The organism is uncultured Agrobacterium sp. (assembly GCA_913777615.1).
Classification (GTDB): Bacteria; Pseudomonadota; Alphaproteobacteria; order Rhizobiales; family Rhizobiaceae; genus Agrobacterium.
This window is the reverse complement of the sequence record CAJYTK010000022.1, coordinates 1-24,882: the sequence shown is the minus strand read 5'-3', so window position 1 is coordinate 24,882 and position 24,882 is coordinate 1. Positions and strand designations below refer to the sequence as shown.

21 protein-coding genes and 1 tRNA gene are annotated in these 24,882 nt (G+C 58.7%); 11 read left to right on the top strand and 11 right to left on the bottom strand.

What is annotated here, in order from left to right; all coding sequences use genetic code 11:
* The first annotated feature begins 5 nt into the window (after positions 1-5).
* The 7 genes from QZ862_RS19565 (at position 6) to QZ862_RS19535 (ending at position 6,040) form a co-directional block, all read left to right on the top strand.
* Complete coding sequence (locus QZ862_RS19565) at positions 6-1,214, top strand: acetyl-CoA C-acetyltransferase (RefSeq protein WP_296101464.1); 1,209 nt, start codon at positions 6-8, stop codon at positions 1,212-1,214.
* 7 nt (positions 1,215-1,221) lie between these two features.
* The gene (locus tag QZ862_RS19560; RefSeq protein WP_296101462.1) at positions 1,222-1,434 is read left to right on the top strand and encodes a hypothetical protein; all 213 of its coding nucleotides are present in this window, start codon (positions 1,222-1,224) and stop codon (positions 1,432-1,434) included.
* A 34-nt stretch (positions 1,435-1,468) separates the two neighbouring features.
* Positions 1,469-3,685, top strand: coding sequence for an FAD-dependent oxidoreductase (locus tag QZ862_RS19555; protein WP_296101461.1), 2,217 nt, complete (start codon positions 1,469-1,471; stop codon positions 3,683-3,685).
* Between the two features lie 171 nt (positions 3,686-3,856).
* Positions 3,857-4,264, top strand: coding sequence for a hypothetical protein (locus tag QZ862_RS19550; RefSeq protein WP_296101460.1), 408 nt, complete (start codon positions 3,857-3,859; stop codon positions 4,262-4,264).
* A 235-nt stretch (positions 4,265-4,499) separates the two neighbouring features.
* A tRNA-Phe gene (locus QZ862_RS19545) sits at positions 4,500-4,575 on the top strand.
* Between the two features lie 355 nt (positions 4,576-4,930).
* Positions 4,931-5,608: a hypothetical protein gene (locus QZ862_RS19540; RefSeq protein ID WP_296077791.1), complete on the top strand. Its 678-nt coding sequence runs from the start codon at positions 4,931-4,933 to the stop codon at positions 5,606-5,608.
* A 6-nt stretch (positions 5,609-5,614) separates the two neighbouring features.
* Positions 5,615-6,040 carry a hypothetical protein gene (locus QZ862_RS19535; RefSeq protein WP_296077792.1) on the top strand — a complete coding sequence of 142 codons (426 nt, stop codon included), beginning with the start codon at positions 5,615-5,617 and terminating at the stop codon, positions 6,038-6,040.
* Positions 6,041-6,219: 179 nt separating this feature from the next.
* On the opposite strand, the gene QZ862_RS19530 is transcribed toward QZ862_RS19535, so the two are convergent.
* The 5 genes from QZ862_RS19530 to QZ862_RS19510 all read right to left on the bottom strand — a co-directional run bounded on the left by QZ862_RS19530 (position 6,220) and on the right by QZ862_RS19510 (position 10,806).
* On the bottom strand, positions 6,220-6,693 hold the full coding sequence (locus tag QZ862_RS19530) for a DUF3597 domain-containing protein (protein WP_296101459.1): 474 nt from the start codon (positions 6,691-6,693) through the stop codon (positions 6,220-6,222).
* A 383-nt stretch (positions 6,694-7,076) separates the two neighbouring features.
* Positions 7,077-7,853: an ABC transporter permease gene (locus QZ862_RS19525; protein ID WP_296101458.1), complete on the bottom strand. Its 777-nt coding sequence runs from the start codon at positions 7,851-7,853 to the stop codon at positions 7,077-7,079.
* Positions 7,840-8,661, bottom strand: coding sequence for an ABC transporter ATP-binding protein (locus QZ862_RS19520; protein WP_296101457.1), 822 nt, complete (start codon positions 8,659-8,661; stop codon positions 7,840-7,842). The genes QZ862_RS19525 and QZ862_RS19520 overlap by 14 nt, the downstream gene beginning before the upstream one ends.
* A gap of 10 nt (positions 8,662-8,671) precedes the next feature.
* Positions 8,672-9,673, bottom strand: a complete 1,002-nt coding sequence (locus QZ862_RS19515) for an ABC transporter substrate-binding protein (RefSeq protein WP_194286757.1) — start codon at positions 9,671-9,673, stop codon at positions 8,672-8,674.
* Between the two features lie 50 nt (positions 9,674-9,723).
* Positions 9,724-10,806, bottom strand: a complete 1,083-nt coding sequence (locus QZ862_RS19510; RefSeq protein WP_296101657.1) for a 4-oxalomesaconate tautomerase — start codon at positions 10,804-10,806, stop codon at positions 9,724-9,726.
* Positions 10,807-10,910: 104 nt separating this feature from the next.
* Here QZ862_RS19510 and QZ862_RS19505 point away from each other — a divergent pair, with 104 nt between their 5' ends.
* A complete protein-coding gene (locus tag QZ862_RS19505) occupies positions 10,911-11,807 on the top strand; it encodes a LysR family transcriptional regulator (RefSeq protein ID WP_153312176.1) in 897 nt (298 codons plus the stop codon).
* Positions 11,808-12,298: 491 nt separating this feature from the next.
* Entirely contained in the window at positions 12,299-13,441 is a 1,143-nt protein-coding gene (locus QZ862_RS19500) for a porin (protein WP_296101456.1), read from the top strand.
* A gap of 253 nt (positions 13,442-13,694) precedes the next feature.
* Here QZ862_RS19500 and QZ862_RS19495 read toward each other — a convergent pair whose 3' ends face one another.
* The 6 genes from QZ862_RS19495 to kdpF are packed head-to-tail and all read right to left on the bottom strand — an operon-like array spanning position 13,695 to position 21,526.
* Positions 13,695-14,381: a response regulator gene (locus tag QZ862_RS19495; RefSeq protein ID WP_113259898.1), complete on the bottom strand. Its 687-nt coding sequence runs from the start codon at positions 14,379-14,381 to the stop codon at positions 13,695-13,697.
* Positions 14,378-17,071: a sensor histidine kinase KdpD gene (locus tag QZ862_RS19490; RefSeq protein ID WP_296101455.1), complete on the bottom strand. Its 2,694-nt coding sequence runs from the start codon at positions 17,069-17,071 to the stop codon at positions 14,378-14,380. The genes QZ862_RS19495 and QZ862_RS19490 overlap by 4 nt, the downstream gene beginning before the upstream one ends.
* 5 nt (positions 17,072-17,076) lie before the next feature.
* On the bottom strand, positions 17,077-17,646 hold the full coding sequence (kdpC, locus tag QZ862_RS19485; RefSeq protein ID WP_296018148.1) for a potassium-transporting ATPase subunit KdpC: 570 nt from the start codon (positions 17,644-17,646) through the stop codon (positions 17,077-17,079).
* Positions 17,647-17,648: 2 nt separating this feature from the next.
* The gene (kdpB, locus tag QZ862_RS19480) at positions 17,649-19,700 is read right to left on the bottom strand and encodes a potassium-transporting ATPase subunit KdpB (protein WP_296101454.1); all 2,052 of its coding nucleotides are present in this window, start codon (positions 19,698-19,700) and stop codon (positions 17,649-17,651) included.
* A gap of 11 nt (positions 19,701-19,711) precedes the next feature.
* Positions 19,712-21,421, bottom strand: coding sequence for a potassium-transporting ATPase subunit KdpA (gene kdpA, locus QZ862_RS19475; RefSeq protein WP_296101453.1), 1,710 nt, complete (start codon positions 21,419-21,421; stop codon positions 19,712-19,714).
* 18 nt (positions 21,422-21,439) lie between these two features.
* Positions 21,440-21,526 (bottom strand): K(+)-transporting ATPase subunit F, encoded by an 87-nt coding sequence (kdpF, locus tag QZ862_RS21380; RefSeq protein ID WP_082447277.1) that lies wholly within the window; start codon positions 21,524-21,526, stop codon positions 21,440-21,442.
* Positions 21,527-21,946: 420 nt separating this feature from the next.
* Here kdpF and QZ862_RS19470 point away from each other — a divergent pair, with 420 nt between their 5' ends.
* Positions 21,947-23,197: a Zn-dependent hydrolase gene (locus tag QZ862_RS19470; RefSeq protein ID WP_296101452.1), complete on the top strand. Its 1,251-nt coding sequence runs from the start codon at positions 21,947-21,949 to the stop codon at positions 23,195-23,197.
* 32 nt (positions 23,198-23,229) lie between these two features.
* Positions 23,230-24,684: a dihydropyrimidinase gene (gene hydA, locus QZ862_RS19465; protein ID WP_296101656.1), complete on the top strand. Its 1,455-nt coding sequence runs from the start codon at positions 23,230-23,232 to the stop codon at positions 24,682-24,684.
* Positions 24,685-24,882: the final 198 nt, after the last annotated feature.

Here is a 24,882-nt window from a genome sequence, read left to right as displayed (position 1 = left end):
GAGATATGACCGACGTTTTTATTTATGACCACGTCCGCACCCCGCGCGGACGCGGCAAGAAGGATGGCAGCCTGCATGAGGTGCCGTCCGTTCGCCTTGCCGCCAAGACGCTGGAAGCAATCCGCGACCGCAACGGGCTCGACACCGCGACCGTTGATGACATCATCATGGGCTGCGTCGATCCGGTCATGGATGCCGGTGCCGTCATTCCGAAGGCCGCAGCGTTTGAGGCTGGTTACTCCACCAAGGCACCGGGCATGCAGATCTCGCGCTTCTGCGCCTCCGGTCTCGACGCCGTCAACTTCGCCGCCGGCAAGGTTGCCGCAGGATCGGACGAAATCGTCATCGCAGGCGGCGTGGAAAGCATGTCGCGCGTCGGCATGGGCATGTCGGGCGGTGCCTGGTACATGGACCCGTCGGTCAACTTCCCGGCCTATTTCATGCCGCAGGGCGTCTCGGCCGATCTGATTGCCACGAAATACGGCTTCTCGCGCGACGACGTGGATGCCTATGCGGTGGAGAGCCAGAAGCGTGCGGCGCATGCCTGGGAGAACGGCTACTTCAAGAATTCCGTCATTCCCGTAAAGGATCAGAACGGCATCACCATTCTCGATCGCGACGAGCATATGCGTCCCGGGACCGACATGCAGGCGCTGGCCTCGCTGAATGCCTCCTTCCAGATGCCGGGTGAAATGGGCGGCTTCGAAGCCGTCGGTATCATGGCGCATCCGGAAGTGGAGCGGATCAACTACGTTCACCACGCCGGCAACTCGTCGGGCATCGTCGATGGTGCAGCGGCTGTTCTGGTCGGCTCAAAAGCGGGCGGCGAAAGCATGGGTCTCAAGCCCCGCGCGCGCATCAGACACTTTGCCAATACCGGCTCCGATCCGGCGCTGATGCTGACCGGTCCCGTTGACGTGACGGAAAAGCTTCTGAAGAAGACGGGCATGTCGATTGCCGACATCGACCTCTTCGAACTCAATGAAGCCTTTGCTGCCGTCGTTCTTCGCTACATGCAGGCCTTCGACATCAGCCACGACAAGATGAACGTCAATGGCGGCGCCATCGCCATGGGTCATCCGCTGGGAGCCACGGGTGCCATGATCCTCGGCACGGTTCTCGACGAACTGGAACGCCGCGATCTCAACACCGCGCTGGTCACGCTCTGCATCGGTGCGGGCATGGGCACTGCTACGGTTATCGAGCGGGTTTGAGTTAGCCATGAGGCGGGAGGTCTACGATCAACCCAAGAACGAGATTGAGCAGCAACAGCTTCTCCATCATCTCGATAAGGACATGGCGCAGGATTACGAGCAATCGACCCGCGTCCTGACCAGAGAAGACAATCAGAGCTATCGTGCCGAAGGCAGAGGCCTGATCGTCTTCCTCGTTCTTGTGCTCGTCTGCTTCGGTCTCGCCGTCTGGCTGTACTGACCTCAAAGAGAATTCAGGGAAGAGGAATCCCACAATGAGCACCTACACCAATTTCAAAGTTGAAACCGACACAGACGGCATTGCCCTTGTCACCTGGGACATGCCGGAAAAATCCATGAACGTTTTCACTACTGAGGTGATGGAAGAGCTGAATGCCATCGTCGATGCGACGGTGGCTGATGCCGCCGTAAAGGGCGTGGTCTTCACCTCCGGCAAGAGCACCTTCTCCGGCGGCGCCGATCTTTCCATGATCAAGTCGATGTTCTCTTTCTATCATGAGGAGAAGACGAAAAACCCGGATGAAGCAGCCCAGAAGCTTTTCGATCTCGTCGGCAAGATGAATGGTCTCTTCCGCAAGATCGAAACCAACGGCAAGCCCTGGGTCTCCGCCATCAACGGCACCTGCATGGGCGGCGCATTCGAACTGTCGCTCGCTTGCCATGGTCGTGTGGCGTCGAACGCGAAAAGCGTCAAGATCGCGCTGCCTGAGGTCAAGGTCGGCATCTTCCCTGGCGCCGGTGGCACGCAGCGCGTATCCCGCCTGACAGATGCGCAGTCGGCGTTGCAGATGATGACGACCGGCCAGTCGCTCACCGCTCAACGCGCCAAGGCCATGAACCTCGTGCATCAGGTGGTGGAGCCGGATCAGCTGATTTTGTCTGCCAAGCAGATGATCAAGGATGGTCTGAAGCCTGTCGCCCCTTGGGACGAGAGGGGCTTCAAGGCCCCGGGCGGCGGTATCTGGACGCCGGCGGCCGCACAGTTGTGGCCAGCCGCACCGGCGATCCTGCGCCGTGAAAGCGCCGGTAATTATCCGGCGGCTCTCGCTATCCTGAAATGCGTCTATGAAGGTCTGCAATTGCCCTTCGATACCGCATTGAAGGTCGAGCAGCGCTACTTCACCGAGATCCTTCGCTCGAAGGAAGCCTTCGCGATGATCCGCTCGCTGTTTATCTCCATGCAGGAGCTGGGCAAGGGCGCGCGCCGCCCTGCCGGTCAGCCGAAGAGCGACCTGAAGCATGTTGGCGTTGTCGGCGCTGGCTTCATGGGCGCCTCCATCGCTTATGTCACGGCTGTGGCAGGTCTCGACGTCACGCTGATCGACCGCGATGACGAAGCCGCCGCCAAGGGCAAGACGACCTGCGAAGGCCTGGTCAAGGGCTCGGTTGACAAGGGCCGGATGACGCCGGAGGAGGGTGCCGCCATTCTCGCACGCATCACGCCGACGTCGGATTACAACGCCCTGAAGACCGCAAACCTCGTCATCGAGGCCGTTTTTGAAGACCGCGATGTGAAGAAGGCCGTCATCGAACAGGTGGAAGCGGTTCTGCCGGAAGGCGCGATCTTTGCCTCCAATACCTCGACGCTGCCGATCACCGGCCTTGCAAAGAACTCCAGGCGCCCAGTTGATTTCATCGGCATTCACTTCTTCTCGCCCGTCGAGAAGATGATGCTGACCGAAGTGATCCTCGGGAAGGAAACCGGTGACAAGGCGCTCGCCGTCGCGCTGGATTACGTCGCCAAGATCAAGAAAACCCCGATTGTCGTCAACGACACGCGCGGCTTCTTCGTCAATCGTTGCGTGTTGCGCTACATGGCGGAAAGCTATGAAATGCTGATCGAAGGCGTGCCGCCGACGATGATCGAAAACGCCGCAAAATTCGCTGGCATGCCGGTCGGTCCGCTGGCGCTGAACGATGAAGTGGCAATCGACCTTTCCTACAAGATCCTGAAGGCAACGGCAGCCGATCTCGGAGACAAGGCCGTCGATCCTCGCCACATGGAGTTGGTCAAGAAACTGGTGGAAGATGAAGGCCGCTTTGGCCGCAAGAATGCCAAGGGCTTCTACGACTACCCGGCAAAGCCTGCCAAGAAGTCCCTCTGGCCCGGCCTGAAGGACCTCTATGCGCAGAAGAAGCCAGAAGACGTGGATATGGAAGTGCTAAAGCAGCGCTTCCTCGTCACCGTCGCGCTGGAAGCCGCCCGCACAGTGGAAGAGGGGATCGTCACCGATCCGCGTGAGGCCGATGTCGGCTCCATCCTCGGCTTCGGCTTTGCCCCCTACACCGGCGGCGCTCTGTCCTACATCGACGGCATGGGAGTGGCGAACTTCGTGGCGCTGGCAGAAAAGCTGGAGGCCGAGTACGGCCCGCGCTTTGCTCCGACGCCGCTCTTGAAGGATCTGGCCGCCAAGGGCGAGACCTTCTACGGTCGCTTCGACCCTTACGCCAAGGCTGCCAAGGCCGCGTGAGCGAGCCAATACGACAGTAAAAAGGCGGCCATCCGGTCGCCTTTTTGTTTTGTACTCGTGCGGGGCGCTTCCTCAAGGCGCCACTGCATCCTTTTGACGCCTCCAGCGTTTGGAGAGGGAGTTCTCCCGAGCGTGATAGGGAGCATAAGGATTTTCCAAAAGGAGATGTGAATGAAAGCGCCCGCACGATCCCATGGTTTTGACAAGCCGGCCGACCTGGAGGACGAACTGGCCCAGTTGGATGAAGAGCGGGCAGACGAAACGCTGCAAGCCGTCGAGCGACGCCCACCCCCGCCGAAACCTGGCAGGAAGCCTGCAGAAGAAGCGTCATTGCGCGCACAGATCTCCGAGCTGCGCCGCGATCTCGACGAGGTTCGCCGCGAGGTCGAAAAATTGAGCGCATCGAGACATTCACAGTCGCGCTCGAATTCGAGTGACACGCCAACCTGGCTGCCTGTCGTCCGCTCTGTCGCCATCACCTCGCTCGCGAGCCGGATTTTTGCCTCGTCGCCGATGATCGCGCTAATGGTAGCGGCGGTCCCCTTCGCCCTGGGACTGACCGCGGGATCGAAACAGTAAGCTTTGGAGGGCGCTAACGCGTCACTTCCCGGCATGAAGGCGAGGAGCGCCGCGTTCCTCCCCTTCTTCGTTTGAACGGTTTTCAAGACATAAAAATGGGTCGAAGAAAAACTGTCAAAAAAGTTAGATTGAGCGCTTGCCATGGCCGAACAAGCTGCTATAACCCCGCTCACTTCCGGGGCGGAACACTCCCCGGCGCTTTCAAAAAAGCGAAGGCTCTTCAAGAGCCTGTAGTGCCCGGATAGCTCAGTTGGTAGAGCAGCGGATTGAAAATCCGCGTGTCGGTGGTTCAAATCCGCCTCCGGGCACCATTATTTTTAAAATAAAATCAAGCTCCTGCAACTCAAATCCTCTCATGTATCGCCGACATCGTTTCGGATAATTCCGAAGCCTTTTGTCTTGGTTTCCGCGCTCTCCAAAATGGAAACAGAACCGGGCTCTTCGATTACAAAAAATGAGCGAAGATTGGGGGGGCGGCCCCAAATCAGAGGGTAATACCCACACGGTCACCGAGCCGGGATGGGGAGAGGATCACGTTCGGTCATAATCCAAGAGCCGCTGATCCCCGCAATGCCACCACCGGATAATTAAATTTCATTTGCTACGCGGTCGATGTTGACACATCAATAGCGTGTTGGGACTAAGGACCTCGAACGAGGAACTGTGATGAGTGGATTGATTGGTGTCGGACTGTACACGCCAGCAGAAGCCGGGAGGCTTTTGCACGTCGCTCCGTCGAAGATTTCTAGATGGCTCAACGGTCATTCGATCAGGGGGCGCGAGTACCCCGCGCTATGGGAGCCGGCTGTCCAGATAGATGGCACCCCTACGACCCTAGCTTTCCGTGACCTTATGGAAATCCGTGTTGCTGACGCCTTTCTCCGAGCTGGCGTCTCGGCAATTCAGGTCAGGGCTGCAATAGTTTATGCGAGAGAGGTATTGGGAGCAGACTACCCTTTATCGACTGAGCGCTTTAAGACTGATGGTCGAAACATCCTGCTGCGGGTATTCGAAAAGGATGCTGATGGCGTAGAGCGTGAGCGTCTTCTCAACTTGTTTCGCAGGCAGTATGAGTTCAAGGAGGTCATAGAGCCTATTCTCAGGACTGTCGATTTTGATGAGGATGGGTCTCCGCGCCTTTGGTACCCAGCCGGCAGGCGCGCAAATATATTGGTTGACCCCCTCCGCGCGTTCGGTCAGCCGATAGACGGCGTAACCAGCGTGCCCACCGCCATCCTGGCAACCTCCGCCGGAAATTTTGGTATTGAAGAAACTGCGATCGCCTACGATGTCCCAGAGGGGTCGGTGCGCCGCGCTGTCGAATTTGAACAGTCCTTGAATTGATGGTGGATGCAGTTGAAAGTTCTTTTCGATAACTGCACATCCCCCATATACGCCTCAACACTGAACGGCTTCATCAGCCACTATGGCCACTCCGCCGTGCACATTAGCAACCTTGAAGGACTCCCAAACGGCCGCCACTCAACCGATTTAGAATGGATTGAATACTTGCGATCTTCCGGCTTCGTGTGGAGCTTCATAACTGGAGATGGCCGTGTTCTGAAAAATGCAGCCGAACGAGCTGCACTTAGATCAGCGGGCCTTCATGGTTTCGTTCTAGCGCCAGCCTATCAGAAGACTGCCTATAACCACGTCGCATCAAACCTGCTGTGGCACTGGCCTGAAATGCAGCGGTTGACTGAGATTTTGAGCGCTCCTTCGATGCATGAGGTGCCCATGCAACGAAGCTCAAAGCTGCGGTCACTCCCCCTTTAGGTGCAGTACCATCCCGGACCTCGCCTAGACAGAGTCAACAAAAAAGGCCGGGGCGAATTCGCACCGACCTCTTGTCGCTTGTTATCTGCCGCCAGTACATCCGTGGTCAACATGCAAGCCGTGGCGCCGCCACGCCACTCAATCATGATAATGCGTAGCGGCGCATCCGGTTCCAAAAATTAATCGAGTAATTCTGCGGGTACCTTGCCACCATTTTCTGACAGTTTTTTAAGCAAAGCCTTATGCAGCCAGTTATTCATTTCGGGCGAGCCGTTGAGTTCGCCGGTATAGCCGAGCTCCTGCGCCAGTTCCTTGCGCTCTGCGAGGCTCGCATCCATGCCGAGCGCCTTCATCAGGTCGACAATCGAATGCTTCCAATCCAGGCGCTGTCCACTGCGCTTTACCGCCGCGTCGAGCTGTGAGGCAACGTCGACTTGTTGAGAAGAGGCGGAGGTGGGTGCGGAGGGGACTGGCGCGGAACTGCCAGAGGTCGAGGGAACGGACTGGCCGGTGCCGCCAATCGGAGGTGCGGTGGTTGCTGCGGGCTCAGGAGTGGATGAAGGTGCTGGTGTTGGTTCGGTGGCGGATGGCGATGTTTGCTCGGCGTGCGCCGACCCGAAGATCGCGTCTTTGATTTTACTGAAGATGCTCATGATGTTTCCTCCTTGGGCGGGTTATTGATGTCAGTCCAACGGATCGAAGGCGGGTCGCGTTCCGATTGGATGCGAAAAAGCCATGCCTACCCAAGGTAGATCCAGTCATTATTACCGTTTTCTGCGCTGAGACTGGGGATAGATCATCCAGTGGAAGAGCCCAGTACCTTGTGGCGATGTGAGCGTGTCGTTCGACGCCGTTTGGCCGGAAACTCGTGCGGCGGATCTCAGTGCCAGTGCGCGGATAAGATTTCACGTCCAGACTAAGACCTAAGCTGCGACTTCGGTAACTGGCCGTCGCCGCTGCTTATTCTTAGAGCTTCCGATACGCAAAAGGGCGGCCAATTGACCGCCCTCTCTAATTCTATTTAAGCGTTGCCGTGTCAGGCTGGCCGTTCTTCCGCAGCATTTGGACGCCATGTGATCATCTTCTTTTCCGCAACATCGAGGATGAGGTCGATGATGAGAACGAAGATGGCGAGGATGATGATGCCGGCAAAGACGCCGACCGCATCGAAGTTGCCTTCCGAGCGAGCGATCAGATAGCCGAGGCCTGCGGACGCACCGAGATATTCGCCAATGATGGCGCCGACGACCGCAAAGCCAACGGAGGTGCGCAGCGAAGACAGGATCCAGCTTGCTGCTGCCGGGAAGTAGACGTGGCGCAGAAGATCAGAGCGCTTGGCGCCGAGAATGCGGGCATTCGACAGAACGACCGGGTTCACTTCCTTAACGCCCTGCATGGCATTGAAGAAGGTGACGAAGAAGACCAATGTGACGGCCAGTGCAACCTTCGACCAAAGGCCAAGTCCTAGCCACAGAACGAAGATCGGAGCCAGAACGACACGTGGAATGGCATTGACAGCCTTGATGAAAGGATCGAGCACGCGGGCAACCAAGGGGCTAAGACCAAGCCAGACGCCTGCTGCCACACCGAGACCGGTGCCGATGAGATAGCCAAGCACCGTTTCGCTCAAAGTAATGCCGACATGCTTGTAGAAGCCGGCGTCAGCGATCCAGGTGACGACCTGCGTCACGATGTCAAACGGAGCGGGGAAGAAGAAGCGGTCGATGGCGCCCATCGATACGCCAAGCTGCCATCCACCGAGAATGGCGACCAGCAGCACGACCTGAATGATGCGAATATTAACGGCTTGCATAGCTCTTCTCCACTTCGCCGCGCAGGGATGCCCAGATATCGCGGTACAGAGTCATGAATTTCGGGTCGAGTTTGATTTCAGCAACGTTGCGTGGACGCTCGAGATCGACAGGGAAGCTTTCGATTACGCGGCTCTTCGGGCCAGCGGCCAGAACGACGACGCGGTCACCAAGTGCTATGGCTTCCTCCAGATCATGCGTGATCATCACGACCGCGCGGCGATCTTCCTGCCACAGGCGAAGAAGCTCATTCTGCATCAGATGGCGGGTATGGATATCGAGTGCCGAGAAAGGCTCATCCATCAAAATAACTTTCGGCTCGGTAATCAGAGCCTGGGCCATCTGCACGCGTTTGCGCTGGCCGCCGGACAGCATGTGCGGGAAGCGGTTTTCGAAGCCTTTGAGGCCGACTTTTTCGAGCCAGGCCATGACTTTGGCACGGCGCTCCGCTTCCGGCACGCCGCGGAACATCAAGCCAAGCTCGACATTCTGATAGGCCGTCTTCCAGGGAAGCAGCGCATCCTGCTGGAAGAGATAGCCGATATTGTTCTGCACGCCGTTGACCGCAGTTCCATCGATGCTGACTGATCCCTTGGCGGGTTTCAACAGGCCGGCGATCGCGTTCAGGATCGTGGACTTGCCGCAGCCGGTTGGCCCGACGATGGAGAGGAATTCTCCATCGCCAACTGTGAGGTTGACATCCTGAACGGCAGTGAATGAGCCAAATGCCATCGTCACATTATCGATGGCGACCATCGCATTAGGTTCGGACTGTGCCACCGGCGTTAGCTTTCTGACTGGTGATGACATGGAAGGACCCTCAGTTTGCGGGCTTCGAAGCGGCTGCTTCGACGAACTTGTTGGTGTAGGTGGTGTTGAGGTCGATCGTGGCCTTTGCCACAGCCTCATTGAAGCTTTTCAGAACGGCGAGCGGTGTTTCCAGGTCCTTCGCCTCGAACTTGCCGTCTTCGGAGAAGATCGCCTTGGCGGATTCGACAGCCTTGATGTAGGTCGCCTTGTCGCCAGAGACGAAATCCTCCGGCAGCTTTTCGACGATCTCTTCAGCCGAATGCGCCTTCATCCAGTGAAGCGCGCGCACTGTGGCATTTGTGACCTTCTGGATCACTTCCGGGTTAGCGTCGATGTAATCCTGGGTCGCATAGAGGACCGAGGTGGGGTAAATGCCGCCATAGACGTCTTTCGCGCCTTGATCGCTGCGCGCGTCAATCAGGATCTTGCCGAGACCGCGCTCCACAACGATGGTAGCGGCCGGGTCGTAATTGACGAGAAGGTCGATCTTGCCTTGCTGAAGTGCCGCAACGGCTGCAGCGCCCGAGCCGACGCCGATGATGGAGATGTCGTTATCGCTGAGTTTATGTTCTTTCATGTAGTAACGAATGAAGAAGTCGGAGGACGAGCCCGGAGAGGTGATGCCGACCTTCTTGCCCTTGATCGTTTCAGGCTTTGCCGGATCGAAGTCCGTGTCGTTTTTGCCAGCCAGGACCAGACCGGAATTGCGCGCCAGCATCACGAAGCCGACGACGTGCTTGTTTTGCGACTGCATCTGGATTGTATGGTCGTAAAAGCCGACTGCAACATCCGTGGAGCCGGCCACAAGAGCTTGAAGCACCTTGGAGCCACCCTGGGCGAAGTTCTCGGTGGTCACATCCAGACCTTCATCCTTGTAGTAGCCGAGGCTGGCGGCCACAGGGAAGGGCAGGTTATTGAGATTGTAGGAACCAACGCTCATTCTGACGGATTCGGCATTGGCGGTTGCTGCGAAGGCGCAGAGTGCTGCAGTTGCTAGCAGGAATTTACGCATGTGGGTCTCCTCCCGATTTTCTCTATGCTGTGTGCCGTGATGGCGTTTGTCTATGCTGCGTGTTCGATGGCGGCGGCTGGTTTGGCGAAAGCGAAGCCTTCGAAAAGACGGCGCGCGGTTCTGACAAGACCGGCCGCAATGGCGCCGTTTCGCATTTCGAGTTGAACGTCGAGACGCCCTGCCGGATGCTCGATCCGGATGAGTGCGGGAACGCTGGGCTGGCCAGCCGCCTCGAATGCCACGGTGCCACCGGTAACCGCAGCCGTCGCAATGCCGACGGCACCGGTTGTGGCCAGGGCCGGATGGCATTCATTCGGCATGAAGTAGCGAACCGACATCGTTCCGTCTTTGCGCGCCGGCGAGATCAGAACAGGCTTTGGGATGACCATATCCGACACATCTCCCATGCCCATCAACTTGCCCGCCTCGATACGGATGCCCGTCATACGATCGATCAGAGCCCGGTTGGCGGTCAATAGCTGAGGGTCTTCGTATCCCGTGATGCCGAGATCGGCAGCGCGCATCAAGACCATCGGCATGGCGCAGTCGATCGCCGTGACATCGACACCGTCGATGACATTGATCGGCTTGCCGGTCGGCAACAGCTTGCCCGTCTTGGCACCAGCCGAGTCAACGAAGGTCAAGGCAATTGGTGCTGCGAGGCCGGGTACGCCGTCTATCGACGCGTCGCCCATATAAATCACCTCGCTGCCACGGGTGGGAACCTTGGCCTCAATCAACTTGCCGGTGTTCACATTGTGAATGCGAACCAGCGTGTCATGCTCCTTGGCAGCCACCAGTCCGGCTTCGATGGCAAATGGACCAACGGCTGCAAGCATGTTGCCGCAATTGGGAGAGTAATCCACCAATTGGCGATCCGTGCGGACCTGGGCGAAAAGATAATCGATGTCCGCACCCTTGACCTTGGACGGTCCGATGATCGCGACCTTCGACGTCACCGGATTACCGCCGCCGATACCGTCGATCTGAAGCGGATGACCCGAGCCCATGATGGACAGAAGAGCGGCATCGCGTTGGGCCGGATCGCGTGGCAAATCCGATGCCAGAAAAAACGGGCCGCGAGACGTTCCGCCGCGCATGAGCACACAGGGTATCTTCAGGAGATCGTTCATCTTCGCCTCAATCTTGCATTTCATGGATCAATCTATCCAGTTGTTGCAATATGAGGAAGAAAGGCTTATTTGTTAAATGCAATTTTCGAGAGGTTTATTGCGATATGAGCATTAATTGCGAGATTCTGGATCTTCGAGCTTTTCAGGCGGTCGTGGAGTTGGAAAGTTTTCATCGCGCAGCTGAGGCGCTGCACATCTCGCAACCGGCGTTGACGCGGCGCATACAGAAACTGGAACAGGCCATCGGCGCGCCCTTGCTGGAGCGCACGACCCGCCACGTAGCACCGACCGCCATGGGGCAGGAGGTGATGCCGCTGGTCAGGCGCATGTTGGAAGAATTCGACGGCTCACTGTTCGCGATGCGGGATGGCTCGCTCCGCCGCGGCCTGATAACCATGGCCTGCGTGCCGACGGCCGCATTCTACTTTCTGCCCACCGTTATTAAGACCTTCAGCGAGCAGTATCCTCATATAAGACTACGCATTCGCGATCTAACGGCCAATGAAGGCCTGCAGGCTGTGGCACGTGGCGAGGTGGAGTTCGGCATCAACCTGATGGGAAACTCCGATCCTGATCTGTCATTCGAACCTCTCATCGACGATCCTTTCGTTCTGGCCATGCGAAAGGACCATCCGTTAGCGAAACACGACACCATTCATTGGAATCAGCTGGAGCCTTATCCCCTCGTCGTGGTGGATCGTTCCAGCGGCAATAGAACCCTGTTGGACGGTGCGCTTGCACGGCACAATCTGAAGCTCAACTGGTTCTACGAGGTGACGCATCTTAATACATCATTGGGACTCGTCGAAGCCGGCCTCGGCATTTCGGTGCTACCGCGCCTAGCAACCCCGCAAGAGGACCACCCCTATCTCGTGTCTCGACCGATTGTGGATCCGGTGGTCTCGCGCACGATCGGTATCGTGCAACGACGAAGCAGCGCGCTCTCGCCTGCAGCAGAAAAATTTGTCGCGATGTTACTGAAGGCCTGGAAAACGCCTTGAGGTTCGTGGGCGCCCATGCCAATGGCACTTCCCAGAAATGAGTTCTATGTGGATGTGTGGGACAGGCGTAGCTGACGCGGCGCCATTTCACAGCCAAACTTTATAGGTCGGCGGGGTGTTGATCGCTTTGTCCGTCTAGCTGGGCGAGAAGACTCCCAACCGTCCGATTGGCCGCTTCCAATCGCCGCAAGTTTCACTTCGCCCGAATCGTAGTTTCCAAAGTCCTCTCTGAACAGCACAAGTCCTAGGCCAGCGACCCAGCAAATCTTAACGGCGTCTTAAAATCCGGCAGGAATATTCGATCTCCCTAACGTAAGTTGTGCCTAAAATACAACACGCCGCAAATCGGCTAATATGAAAACATCCTAATTTAGTGATATTCGATTGCGGGAGATGGAGTGTTTCTGTCTATTGATCCGTGAAGCGGGGGGCAACCTCAAGGGCGTGTACCTAGTCGCCGCTTTTATAACGAAACATGACTGGAGGTCATTATGAACATCAAGAGCCTTCTCATCGGCTCCGCTGCAGCTCTTGCAGCAGTATCTGGCGCAAAAGCTGCTGACGCGATCGTCGCTGCTGAGCCAGAGCCCCTGGAATATGTCCGCGTTTGCGATGCATTCGGCACAGGCTTCTTCTACATCCCCGGCACCGAAACCTGCCTCAAGTTCGGCGGTTACGTTCGTTTCCAGACCGACTTCGGTCGTGATCTCTCCGGCACGTCTGACTGGAACTCCTTCACGCGCGCTCAGTTCGAAGTTGACACCCGCACGGACACCGAGCTCGGCGCTCTGCGTGGCTTCATCGGCTTCCGCGGCAATGCCGACAACGGTTCCGCGGCGTCTTCGTCTGTCTTCGTTGACCAGGCCTTCATCGAACTCGGCGGCCTGAAGGTCGGTAAGTTCTACAGCTGGTGGGACGATGGCCTCTCTGGCGAAGCTGACGTTCTGTCCACGAACGCTCTGTTCAACTCCATTCGTTACACCTACGACGCCGGCTCTTTCTGGGCAGGTATCTCGGTTGACGAACTGCAAGGCACGGGCAGCCAGTTCGCGTTCGACACTGGCGCGACTGTAACTGACGCTGATGGTAACCTGTACGGCGTTTACACACAGGAGCGTGACAATAACGTCGGTATCACCGGCGGCATCGGTGGCAACTTCGGGGCAGCTGCTCTTCAGCTGATCGGCTCCTACGACGTTGATCAGGAAGAAGGCGCAGTTCGCCTGATCGCAACGGCTGAAATCGGTCCTGGCACGCTCGGCCTGGCTGGTGTTTGGGCTTCCGGCGCAAACGCTTACTACGCAGAGTCCGAATGGGCGATCGCTGCTGAATACGCAATCAAGGCGACTGATCGCCTGACGATCACTCCCGGTGCTCAGTGGTTCGGCAATGTTGCAGACCGTGCAGCTGTCGGTGGAATTGTTGACATTAACGGTGCTGATACCTTCGTTCAGACCGGTACGGCCATCGTTTCCAACGACTTCTCGAACCGCGATGCATGGCAGGCTGGTATCACGGTTGATTACAAAATCACCGAAGGTCTCTCCACCAAGGTCGCTGTCAACTACTACGACGAAGACGGTGCCGACACCGACCAGTGGAACGGTTTCGTTCGTCTGCAGCGTTCGTTCTAATATAGTCTAACCGACTGTATTGACTTGGAAAGCCCGGCGTTTCGTCGGGCTTTTTATTTTAGAAAATGCTAAATAATACTGGACAAACTCAGTTTTTCTAGTCATCATAATCCCAGTCAAAAGGCGTGATCCACCGCCAAAAGCGTCGTCTGTTGACTCCAGTCAAGGCCCATCAGCCCCCCTAGGCTGATGGGCAGGCACCGGAACGAAAGCGCAAAGCGCATCCTCCGACGTCTTCCAATTTTTCCCCGCATCATTCCGTTACAAAACGATAGCCGACCCCTGGCTCGGTTTGGATAATCTTTGGCTGTGCCGGGTCTTGTTCGACCTTCTGTCGCAATTGACCGATGAAGACTCGGAGATAATGCAGGTCTTCACCATGGGCTGGCCCCCAGACTGAGGTCAGAAGAGTGCGGTGCGTGACCACGCGACCGGCATGGTGCGCCAGGAGCGTGAGAAGATCGTATTCCTTTGGCGTCAACTTGATGCTTGAGCCACCACGGGCGACGACACGGCGCTGTGTGTCGATCGACAGGCCATCCGCCTCGATGGAAGAGGGCAGCATCTCGGACTTGCCGACATGGCGCATGGCGGTGCGGATGCGCGCGGTGAGTTCTCCGATGCCGAATGGCTTTTCGATATAGTCGTCGGCACCAAGATCGAGGGCGGCGATCTTTTCGGTTTCGCGGTCGCGGGCGGAAAGAATGATGATGGGCAATGTCGACCAACCGCGAAGATTGGCAATGACATCTTTGCCGTCCATGTCCGGTAACCCGAGATCGAGGATGATGACATCTGGCGCTGCCGTTGCCGCCGCCTTGATCGCGTCGGCGCCATTCTCCGCCTCGATCACGTCGTAACCGGCGGCAGCCAATGCCGGGCGAAGGAAGCGCCGGATCTGCGGCTCGTCATCCACCACCAGAATACGTCCCAATGTCATCGTTGCTGCCTGCCTTCACTTCTTTCGGTCACCGGAAAGCGCATGACGATGCGGGTGCCACGCTTTTTCACCGCCGGACTTTCTGCATATATGCGCCCGCCCAAGGCTTCGATAAAACCTCGAGCGATTGAAAGACCAAGCCCTGTTCCTGGAGAACGTCCGTCCGAGCGCGAGCGACGATAGAATTTTTCGAAGATGCGGTCGAGATCTTCGCCAGGGATGCCCTTGCCGTTGTCCGTGACAGAGATGACGATTTCGTTCCCGTCACGTCGTGCATAGACATTGACCGGGTCGCCGCCACCATATTTAGCGGCATTGTCGAGAAGGTTGAAAAGCACCTGGCCGAGCAAAACCGAGTCTGCGCGGATGACCGGCAAATCCCTGGCAACGCCAGTCTCGAAGCTCTGCGACGGGAAATATTTTCGCGCTCGTTCCACCGCAGAGCGGATCACGTCGGCGACATCCACCCAGTCCCGTTTCGCCTGCAAGGTGCCCGCAGTGATGCGTGTCATGTCCAGAAGATTGGCGACGAAGCGGCTGAGCCTTGCGCTTTCCTCCTCGATGGATTGCAGAAGATCGTCACGGCTTTCCGGCGACATGCGGTCACCCAGTTCACGCAGGCTGGTAACAGACCCGGTGATTGTCGCCAAAGGCGTGCGCAGATCATGCGAGATCGACGACAGCAGTGCCTCCCGGTAGCGCTCACCCTCCAGCCTTGCCGCCTGCTCGGTGCTTTCGGAGGACAAACGGGCGCGGTCGATGGCCGTGGCCGCTTGGTCAAGAATGGCGGCGAGTTTCCGTTCGGCATTGGAATCAAGCCCGCTTGCGCCGGGTTCGAAGCCGCAGACACCGACGACGCCATGGGGGCTTGTCAGCGGACGAAACTGGAAGCGTCCATTGGGAAGCGTGCCCGTGCCGAAACCGGAAGGCTCCGATCGGCTGCTCGCCCACCGCGCCGCCGTCAGTTCGGAAACGCCAAGCTCTGTGTCGGGCGGCCATGCGGCCACCACCTCCAAATCGTCACCCTTGGGCAGAAGCATCACGACGTGACGGCCTATGCTTCCCTGCAACTGCGTGACTGACGCCCACAAGACTTCCTCCGGCTTGGCCGTCCCCGCAAGCTTGCGGGAGAAATCGTAGAGCGCCTGCATGTCTGCGGCCCGCTGGCGCGCTGCCTGCGCCTGTTCGCGAATGCGCGATGCGAGACTGCCGGCGATCAGTGCTGCGACGATGAAGACAGCCAGCGCAAAGACCTCATGCGGCGAGGCTATGGTGAAGGTCTCCACCGGTGCGATGAAGAAAAAATTGTAAGCGAGCGCCGAGACGACGGCCGCCATCAAGGCCGCCGTGAAGCCAGCGGCGGATGCGGCGCCCAGTACGGCAAGCAAAAACAGCAGTGAGATATTCGGCAGATGGGTGAATTCATCCAACGCCAGGCCGATAAGCGTGGCGACTGCGACAGCGCCGATGGCACAGAGAAGCGACCGAGAGAAGACGGAAAGCTGAAAGCGCTGCTTCTTGCGGGCGAATGCCGGCGCCTTGGTTCCATCCGAAGTGACCAGATGCAGGCCAACGCCGCTCGCTTCCTTCGCCAGAGCATCCGCAAGGCTCGGTCGGAAAGGATTGGAAAACCAGCGGCGTCGCTGCGAACCGATGACGATCTGCGTCGCATGCTCACGCCGCGCAAGTTTCAGGATCTCCGTGACGAAGTCATTGCCGGTCAGGTGGCGCGTCTCTGCTCCGAGTTTTTCGGCAAACCGAAAGGCCTCGTCGATCCGCCTCAGACTGTCCTCATCCATGGTCTCCTGATCGTCCCGCGCCATACTGACGACCGTCCAGGGCGCGTTGAGCCCCGAGGCAAGACGGCTTGCCACACGCACGACCTTGTCGGACAGCGCATCGGCGCCAATGCAGACCAGCAATCTTTCGCCAGTCGCCCAGGGCCCTTCAATGGCATTCTGACGGAGATAATCGACCATCTGATCGTCCACCCGGTCTGCGGTGCGGCGAAGGGCGAGTTCGCGAAGCGCCGTCAGATTGCCAAGGCGGAAGAAGCGGTCGGTGGCCCGTCTCGCGCTATCGGGAAGATAGACCTTGCCTTCCTTCAACCGCTCGATCAGTTCGCCGGGCGGCAGATCGACCAGAACCACATCGTCGGCACGTTTCAACACGGTATCCGGTACCCGTTCACGAATGGTGACACCGGTAATCTGCGAGACGAGATCGGACAGGCTTTCGAGGTGCTGGATGTTAAGCGCAGTCCAGACATCGATGCCCGCTGCGATCAGCTCCTCGATATCCTGATAGCGTTTCGGATGGCGGAAACCCTCCGGGTTGGAATGAGCGAGTTCGTCGACGATGATGACGCGCGGCTTGCGGGCAAGCGCTGCGTCCAGATCGAATTCCTTGAGAATCTTGCCGCGATAGTCCACCTCCACACGAGGAAGGACGTCCAGGCCGTCGAGAAGTGCCGAGGTCTCCGCCCGGGCATGCGTCTCGACAAGGCCGACCACGACCTCGACACCATCGGCTTTCAGCCGGCGCGCACGCGCCAGCATCGCGTAGGTCTTGCCGACACCGGGCGCTGCGCCCAAAAAAATAGTGAGTTTGCCCCGGCGGTCTTTCTCCGCCAGGGCAAGCAATGCATCGGGATCGGGCCTGTTCAAGCCCTCACGGTCATGTGACGCCATTCGTCTCAGCTCTTCAGCGCATCGAGCGCAAGATTAAGCTCTAGCACATTGACGCGCGGTTCACCGATAATCCCGAGGAGCCGGCCTTGCGTTTTTTGTTCGACAAGCCCCTTCACTGCCTCCGGTGAAAGGCTGCGCGCTTTGGCGATGCGCTCAACCTGGGCTGCGGCGAAAGCCGGGGTGATGTGCGGATCGAGGCCGGAGCCGGATGTGGTGACGGCGTCAGCCGGAACCGGCGAGGCAATACCCGCGCCGTTCAGCCGTACAACGTCGCCGGCAACCCGGTCCTTCAGCTTGGCAGATGTGGTACCAAGATTGGAGCCAGAGGAAGCGGCGGCGTTGTAGGCATCCGGGCTGGTCGCAGAGGGGCGCGGCCAGAAGTAGCGGTCCGAGGTAAAGTTCTGGCCGATCAGGCTGGAGCCGATGACCGCATCGCCATTGCGGATCAGCGAGCCGTTTGCCTGTGCCGGCAGCACAGCTTGGGCGATGCCGGTGACGGCCAGCGGATAACCGAGACCGGTCAGCGCGATAAAGAAAGCCAGAATGACAATGGCGGGACGAATTTGATTCAGCATGATTACACCAGATGAAGCGCGGAAACGGCGATATCGATGACCTTGATACCGGCAAAGGGTAGCAGCAGACCGCCAAGCCCATAGACCAGCAGGTTACGGCGCAGTAGCGACGCGGCTGCGGCGGGACGGTATGCCACACCCTTTAGAGCCAGCGGGATCAGCGCGATGATGATCAGCGCGTTGAAGATGACCGCCGAGAGGATAGCCGATTGCGGGGATGAGAGCGCCATGATGTTGAGGGCGCCAAGCGCCGGATAGGTGGTGAGGAAGAGCGCCGGAATGATGGCGAAATATTTGGCCACGTCGTTGGCGATGGAAAACGTCGTCAGCGAACCGCGCGTCATCAGCAACTGCTTGCCGATCTCGACGATCTCGATGAGCTTGGTCGGGCTGGAGTCGAGATCCACCATATTGGCGGCTTCGCGTGCGGCCTGCGTTCCGGTCTGCATGGCAACCCCGACATCGGCTTGCGCAAGGGCTGGCGCATCGTTGGTGCCGTCACCGCACATGGCAATCAATCGGCCGCCCTTCTGTTCGCGGCGAATATAGTCGAGCTTGTCTTCAGGCGTCGCTTCGGCAAGGAAATCGTCCACGCCCGCTTCGGAGGCAATCGCTGCTGCGGTGACGGGATTGTCGCCCGTTACCATGACGGTGCGAATACCCATTGCACGTAGCGCGGCGAAACGCTCCTTGATCCCGGGTTTCACCACGTCCTTCAGATGGATCACGCCCAGCAGACGGTTACCTTCGGCCACACCGAGCGGCGTGCCGCCGGTACGGGCAATGCGGTCCACGGCTTGGTGAAATTCCGCTGGCGCCTTGCCATCGGTGGCATCGGCAAACTTCAGGATGGCATCAATGGCGCCCTTGCGGAAAGACTTGCCGTTCGTATCGACGCCGGATAGACGAGTCTGCGCCGAGAAGGGAGTGACGGCATCGACGGTCACTTTGGGTGAGGCAATACCGAACTCGCCTGTCGCGAGCGCTGCGATGGAACGACCCTCCGGCGTTTCGTCTGAAAGGCTGGCGAGCAGCGCTGCTTCGGCTACCTGTTCGGCGGTGACGCCCGGCACGGGGAGGAAATCCGCTGCCATCCGGTTGCCGAAGGTGATGGTGCCGGTCTTGTCGAGCAGCAGCGTATCGACGTCGCCTGCCGCTTCCACCGCACGGCCCGACGTGGCGATGACGTTGAAACGTACGAGACGATCCATCCCAGCAATGCCGATGGCGGAGAGAAGGCCGCCGATGGTAGTCGGAATGAGCGTGACGAGAAGGGCTGCCAGCACGGTAACGGAGACCAGCGTACCGGAATATCCAGCCAGTCCCCACACGCTCACAACGACGATGAGGAAGACGAGCGTCAGGCCGGACAGCAGAATGGAGAGTGCGATCTCGTTTGGCGTCTTTTGACGTTCCGCACCTTCGATCAGCGCAATCATCCGATCGACGAAGCTTGCGCCGGGCGGCGTGGTGATGCGGATTTTCAACTGGTCGGACAGAACCTGTGTGCCACCGGTGACGGCAGAGCGATCGCCGCCGGATTCGCGGATGACGGGTGCCGATTCACCGGTGATCGCACTCTCATTGACCGATGCCACGCCTTCGATCACTTCGCCGTCGCCGGGGATCAGTTCGCCGGCATCGACAACGACGATGTCACCGACTTTCAGCAGGGTAGCCGCGACGCTTTCTTCCTTGCCGTCTGCGCTCACGCGGCGGGCGGTCAGGTCAGAGCGGGTCCGCTTGAGGCTGTCAGCCTGGGCGCGGCCACGTCCTTCCGCCACCGCTTCCGCAAAGGTAGCGAAAAGCACCGTAAACCAGAGCCATGCCGCAATCTGGCCGGAAAAGATGGCCGTGCCGTTATGGGCGATCAGGTCGCGGATGAAGAAAATGGTGACGACAGCCGCAACGATTTCGGTGACGAAGATCACCGGGTTGCGCATCAACTGCCGCGGATCGAGCTTGATGAAGGCGTTTTTGATGGCCGGCCCGACAATGGCGGGGTCGAAAAGACCCGGTCTGGCGGGAGCCGATGAGTTGGGATTGGTGGACATCTTTATGCCTTTTAGAATGTTTGGCCGGCAAGCATCGCGAAGTGTTCGACGATGGGGCCGAGTGCGAGTGCGGGGAAGAATTGCAGCCCGCCGAGAATGAGGATGATGCCGATGAGAAGGCCGACAAAGAGCGGGCCATCCGTCGGGAAGGTGCCGGCGGAGGCCGGAACCCGAACCTTGGCGGCAAGCGATCCGGCAATCGCCATGACCGGTACGACATAGGCGAAGCGACCGAGCAGCATCGAGATGCCGAGTGTGGTGTTGTACCAGTCGGTATTGCCGGAAAGGCCGCCGAAGGCCGAGCCGTTATTGCCGGCCGCGGACGTGAAGGCATAGAGGATTTCCGAGAGGCCGTGCGGACCGCCCGTTCCGATGCTGGCGGCAGCAAAGGGCAGCATGGCGGAAAGCGCGGTGAAACCGAGAATGACCGTGGGGAGAATGAGAACCGCCAGCATGGCGAACTTCATCTCGCGGCCCTCGATCTTCTTGCCGAGAAATTCGGGTGTGCGACCGACCATCAGACCGGCGACGAAGACCGACAGAAGCGCGAAGACGAGCATGCCGTAAAGACCGGATCCGACACCGCCCGGCAAAACCTCGCCAAGCTGGATGAGGAACATTGGCGCAAGGCCACCAAGACCGGTAAAGGAGCCGTGCATGCCGTTGACGCCGCCATCGGAAAGGCCGGTGGTCACCGCAGCGTAAAGCGCCGTCATGGCCTGGCCGAAGCGAACTTCCTTGCCTTCCATATTGCCCTGTGCGGCATCGACGCCGATCGATGTGAGGATCGGGTTGCCGGCGCTTTCGGCCCAGTAGACGGTGGCAACACCCGCAATCAGCAGAACGGCCATGGCGGTCAGCAATACCCAGCCCTGACGACGGCTGCCGACCATCTGACCGAAAGTGTAGATGAAGGCTGCCGAAATGGTGAGCATCGAGAAGATGTTGAGATAGTTCGAAAGCGCAGTCGGGTTCTCGAAGGGATGGGCGGCATTGGCGTTGAAGAAGCCGCCACCATTGGTGCCGAGCTGCTTGATCGCTTCCTGGCTGGCAACGGGCCCGAGCGAGATGACCTGCTGACTTCCTTCAAGCGTCGTTGCCGTCACGCTGGCGTCCATCGTCTGGGGTAGGCCCATGGCAACGAACGTTACTGCGACGATGACCGCGATCGGCAGCAAAACATAAAGCGTGGCGCGAGTCATATCGACCCAGAAATTGCCGAGTGTGCTGGCCTGCGAACGAACAAAAGCGCGGGTGAATGCAATCGCCAGCGCCATGCCGACAGCGGCGGACAGGAAGTTCTGAACCGTCAAACCGGCCATCTGGCTGAAGTTACTCATCGTCGCTTCACCGGCATAGTTCTGCCAGTTGGTGTTGGTCACGAAGCTTACGGCGGTATTGAACGCCAAGCCCGGCTCCACATTGGCAAAGCCTTGTGGATTGAAGGGCAGGAAAGCCTGAAGGCGCAGGATGCTATAGAGCGCAAGGAAGCTGGCAATCGAAAAGGCAAGCATGGACAGCGTGTAGCCAAGCCAGCTCTGTTCCTTCTTGGTGTCGACGCCTGCCACAGCATAAAGCGCGCGCTCGATGGGAGAGAAGATAGGCGTCAGCCAGGTCCGCTCACCATTGAACACGTGCGCCATGTAAAGGCCAAGCGGTTTGATAAACAGAAGCACGGCGATGAAGAGGAGGCTGATCTGCAGCCACCCGAGAATGGTCATGGGATTTCTCCAGGAAAATCAGAAGCGTTCCGGACGCAGTAATGTGATGATGAGGTAGACGCCGAGCGCAATTGCCACGACGAGGCCGAAGATGGGTTCCAGCATGGCGGCGCCTCTCAAAACCGGTTGAGGGCGCGCGCGTAAAGCGCCAGCACGATCAGCGTGCCGAAGCCGAGCGCCAGAAAAAGGACATCGGGCATAGGGTTCTCCTGTTATGTCAGGAGCGCATGATGATCCTTCAGGCCGTCAGATTTCGATTGGGAAGATGGAGCGCCGACATAAGGAAAATATAAAGACGGGACCGGTGCGTTCTGTCGTCCGCCGGTTTAGGTCGAGGCTTAGCCATTAAAGATCGATCTTTGTTTACAGGTTGGCGAATCACGATTTTTCGTGGGATGCAGATGAACAAGAAAAGGTTTCGGATGAGAGCGGTAAGCGTTCCATACCGGAGGCTAAGGACGGGAACGACGTCCAGCAGTGTGACGAAGAACCACTGCTGGCGAACACGACTGGAAGGAAAACGCTATGGCTGCGCCCGGCGAAAACATGCGCGTGAATGCCGACAGGCTCTGGGACATGTTGATGGACATGGCGAAGGTCGGTCCCGGCATTGCTGGCGGCAACAACCGCCAGACGCTAACCGATGAAGATGCCGAGGGCCGCGCCCTGTTCCAGTCGTGGTGCGAGGCCGCAGGTCTCACCATGGGTGTCGATAAGATGGGAACGATGTTCGCCACCCGCGCTGGCGAAGACCCCCACGCCTTGCCGGTCTATGTCGGATCCCACCTCGACACCCAGCCGACCGGTGGCAAGTTCGATGGCGTTCTGGGCGTGCTGGCGGGTCTGGAGGTCGTGCGCACCATGAACGATCTCGGCATCCGCACGAAGCACCCGATCGTCGTGACCAATTGGGCGAATGAGGAAGGGGCGCGCTTTGCGCCAGCCATGCTCGCCTCCGGCGTTTTCGCTGGCGTCCACACGCTGGAACATGCCTATTCGCGCAAGGATACCGAGGGCAAGACCTATGGCGAGGAGCTGGAGCGGATCGGCTGGCTGGGCGAGGAAGAAGTGGGCGCGCGCAAGATGCACGCCTATCTCGAATACCACATCGAGCAGGGGCCTATCCTCGAAGCCGAGGACAAGACGATTGGCGTCGTCACCCATTGCCAGGGTCTGTGGTGGCTTGAGTTTACCCTGACGGGCAAGGAGGCGCATACTGGCTCCACGCCGATGACCATGCGCGTCAATGCAGGACTGGCGATGTCACGGATTATCGAGATGGTGCAGACCGTCGCGATGGAGAGCCAGCCTGATGCGGTCGGTGGCGTCGGTCAGGTGATCTTCTCTCCCAATTCTCGCAATGTCCTGCCCGGCAAGGTCGTCTTCACAGTCGATATCCGTACCCCCGATCTCGCCAAGCTGAACCATATGCGCGACCGCATCGAGGCGGAAGCGGCGAGCATATGCGAAGCGATGGGCGTCGGCTGCTCGGTCGAAGCTGTGGGCCATTTCGACCCCATCACCTTCGATCCCACTCTCGTGGACAGGGTGCGTCGTTCGGCGGAAAAGCTCGGCTATTCGCATAGAGACATCATCTCCGGCGCCGGGCATGATGCCTGCTGGGCGGCGAAGGTGGCGCCTGCAACCATGATCATGTGCCCCTGCGTCGGCGGTCTTTCCCACAATGAAGCTGAAGAGATTTCAAAGGAATGGGCCGCGGCCGGTTGCGACGTGCTGTTCCATGCCGTGATAGAGACAGCCGGGCTCGTGGAATAAAGTAGCAGCCGTGCGTCGTAATAAGGGGAGCAATCATGACCATCATCAAGAACGGCACGATCGTAACCGCCGATCTCGCCTATAAGGCCGATATCCGCATCGAAAACGGTGTGATTACCGAAATCGGGCCGGAGCTTAAGGGTGGCGAAGAACTGGATGCAACGGGATGCTACGTCATGCCGGGCGGCATCGATCCGCATACGCACCTGGAAATGCCTTTCATGGGCACCTACTCGGCGGACGATTTCGACAGCGGCACGCGCGCAGCACTCGCCGGCGGCACGACAATGGTGGTGGATTTCGCTCTTCCCAATCCCGGCCAGTCCATGCTCGAAGCCCTGATCATGTGGGACAACAAGACATCGCGTGCGGCCTGCGATTATTCTTTCCACATGGCGATCACCTGGTGGGGCGAACAGGTCTTCAACGAGATGGAGACCATCGTCCGCGACAAGGGCATCAATACCTTCAAGCATTTCATGGCCTATAAGGGCGCCTTAATGGTGGATGATGACGAGATGTTTTCCTCCTTCCAGCGTTGCGCCGAACTGGGCGCACTTCCGCTTGTCCATGCCGAGAATGGCGATGTGGTGGCGCAGATGCAGGCAAAACTGATGGCGGAAGGCAATGACGGACCGGAGGCGCATGCCTATTCCCGCCCGCCGGAAGTGGAGGGTGAAGCCACCAACCGCGCCATCATGATTGCCGATATGGCAGGCTGCCCGGTCTATATCGTCCACACCTCCTGCGAACAGAGCCACGAGGCCATTCGCCGCGCACGGCAGAAGGGCATGCGTGTCTATGGCGAGCCGCTGATCCAGCATCTGACGCTGGATGAGAGCGAGTATTTCGCCAAGGACTGGGACCATGCCGCCCGCCGCGTCATGTCTCCGCCCTTCCGCAGCAAGGCGCATCAGGACAGTCTCTGGGCAGGCCTCGCCGCTGGCTCGCTCCAGTGCGTGGCGACGGACCATTGCGCTTTCACCACAGAGCAGAAGCGCACTGGACTGGGAGATTTCCGCAAGATCCCCAACGGCACCGGCGGGCTGGAAGACCGGTTGCCAATGCTGTGGAACTATGGCGTCGGCACCGGCCGCCTGACCATGAACGAGTTCGTTGCCGTCACCTCCACAAACATCGCCAAGATCCTCAACATCTATCCGAAGAAGGGGGCAATCCTCATCGGGGCGGATGCCGATCTCGTCGTGTGGGACCCGAAGCGTGGGAAGACGATCACCGCTGCAAGCCAGCAATCGGCCATCGATTACAATGTGTTCGAGGGCAAAGAGGTGATGGGCCTGCCACGCTTTACCTTGACGCGCGGTCATGTTGCCGTCGAAGAGGGGGCAATGAAAAGCCGCGAAGGCCATGGCCGCTTTGTTTCGCGCCCACCACTGACGGCTACGGCGAAAGCGCTTTCCACCTGGAAGGAACTGACCGCGCCGCGCAAGGTGCAACGCACGGGCATTCCGGCAAGCGGGGTCTGATCGATTTGGATGAATCATAGGGCTTTTCAGGCGATCACGAACTCGCCTGAGATGCTCTAGAGCGTTTCCTCGTTAAATAGAAACGTTCTGCCGGAGCAGGTTTTCGTCAGGGCAAAGGCGATTGGCGAAGGGCATACCCAAAGGTACGGTCGAGCCGATCGCCTTTGAGCCTCGCGGAAAGATGACCGGCCCTTCGGG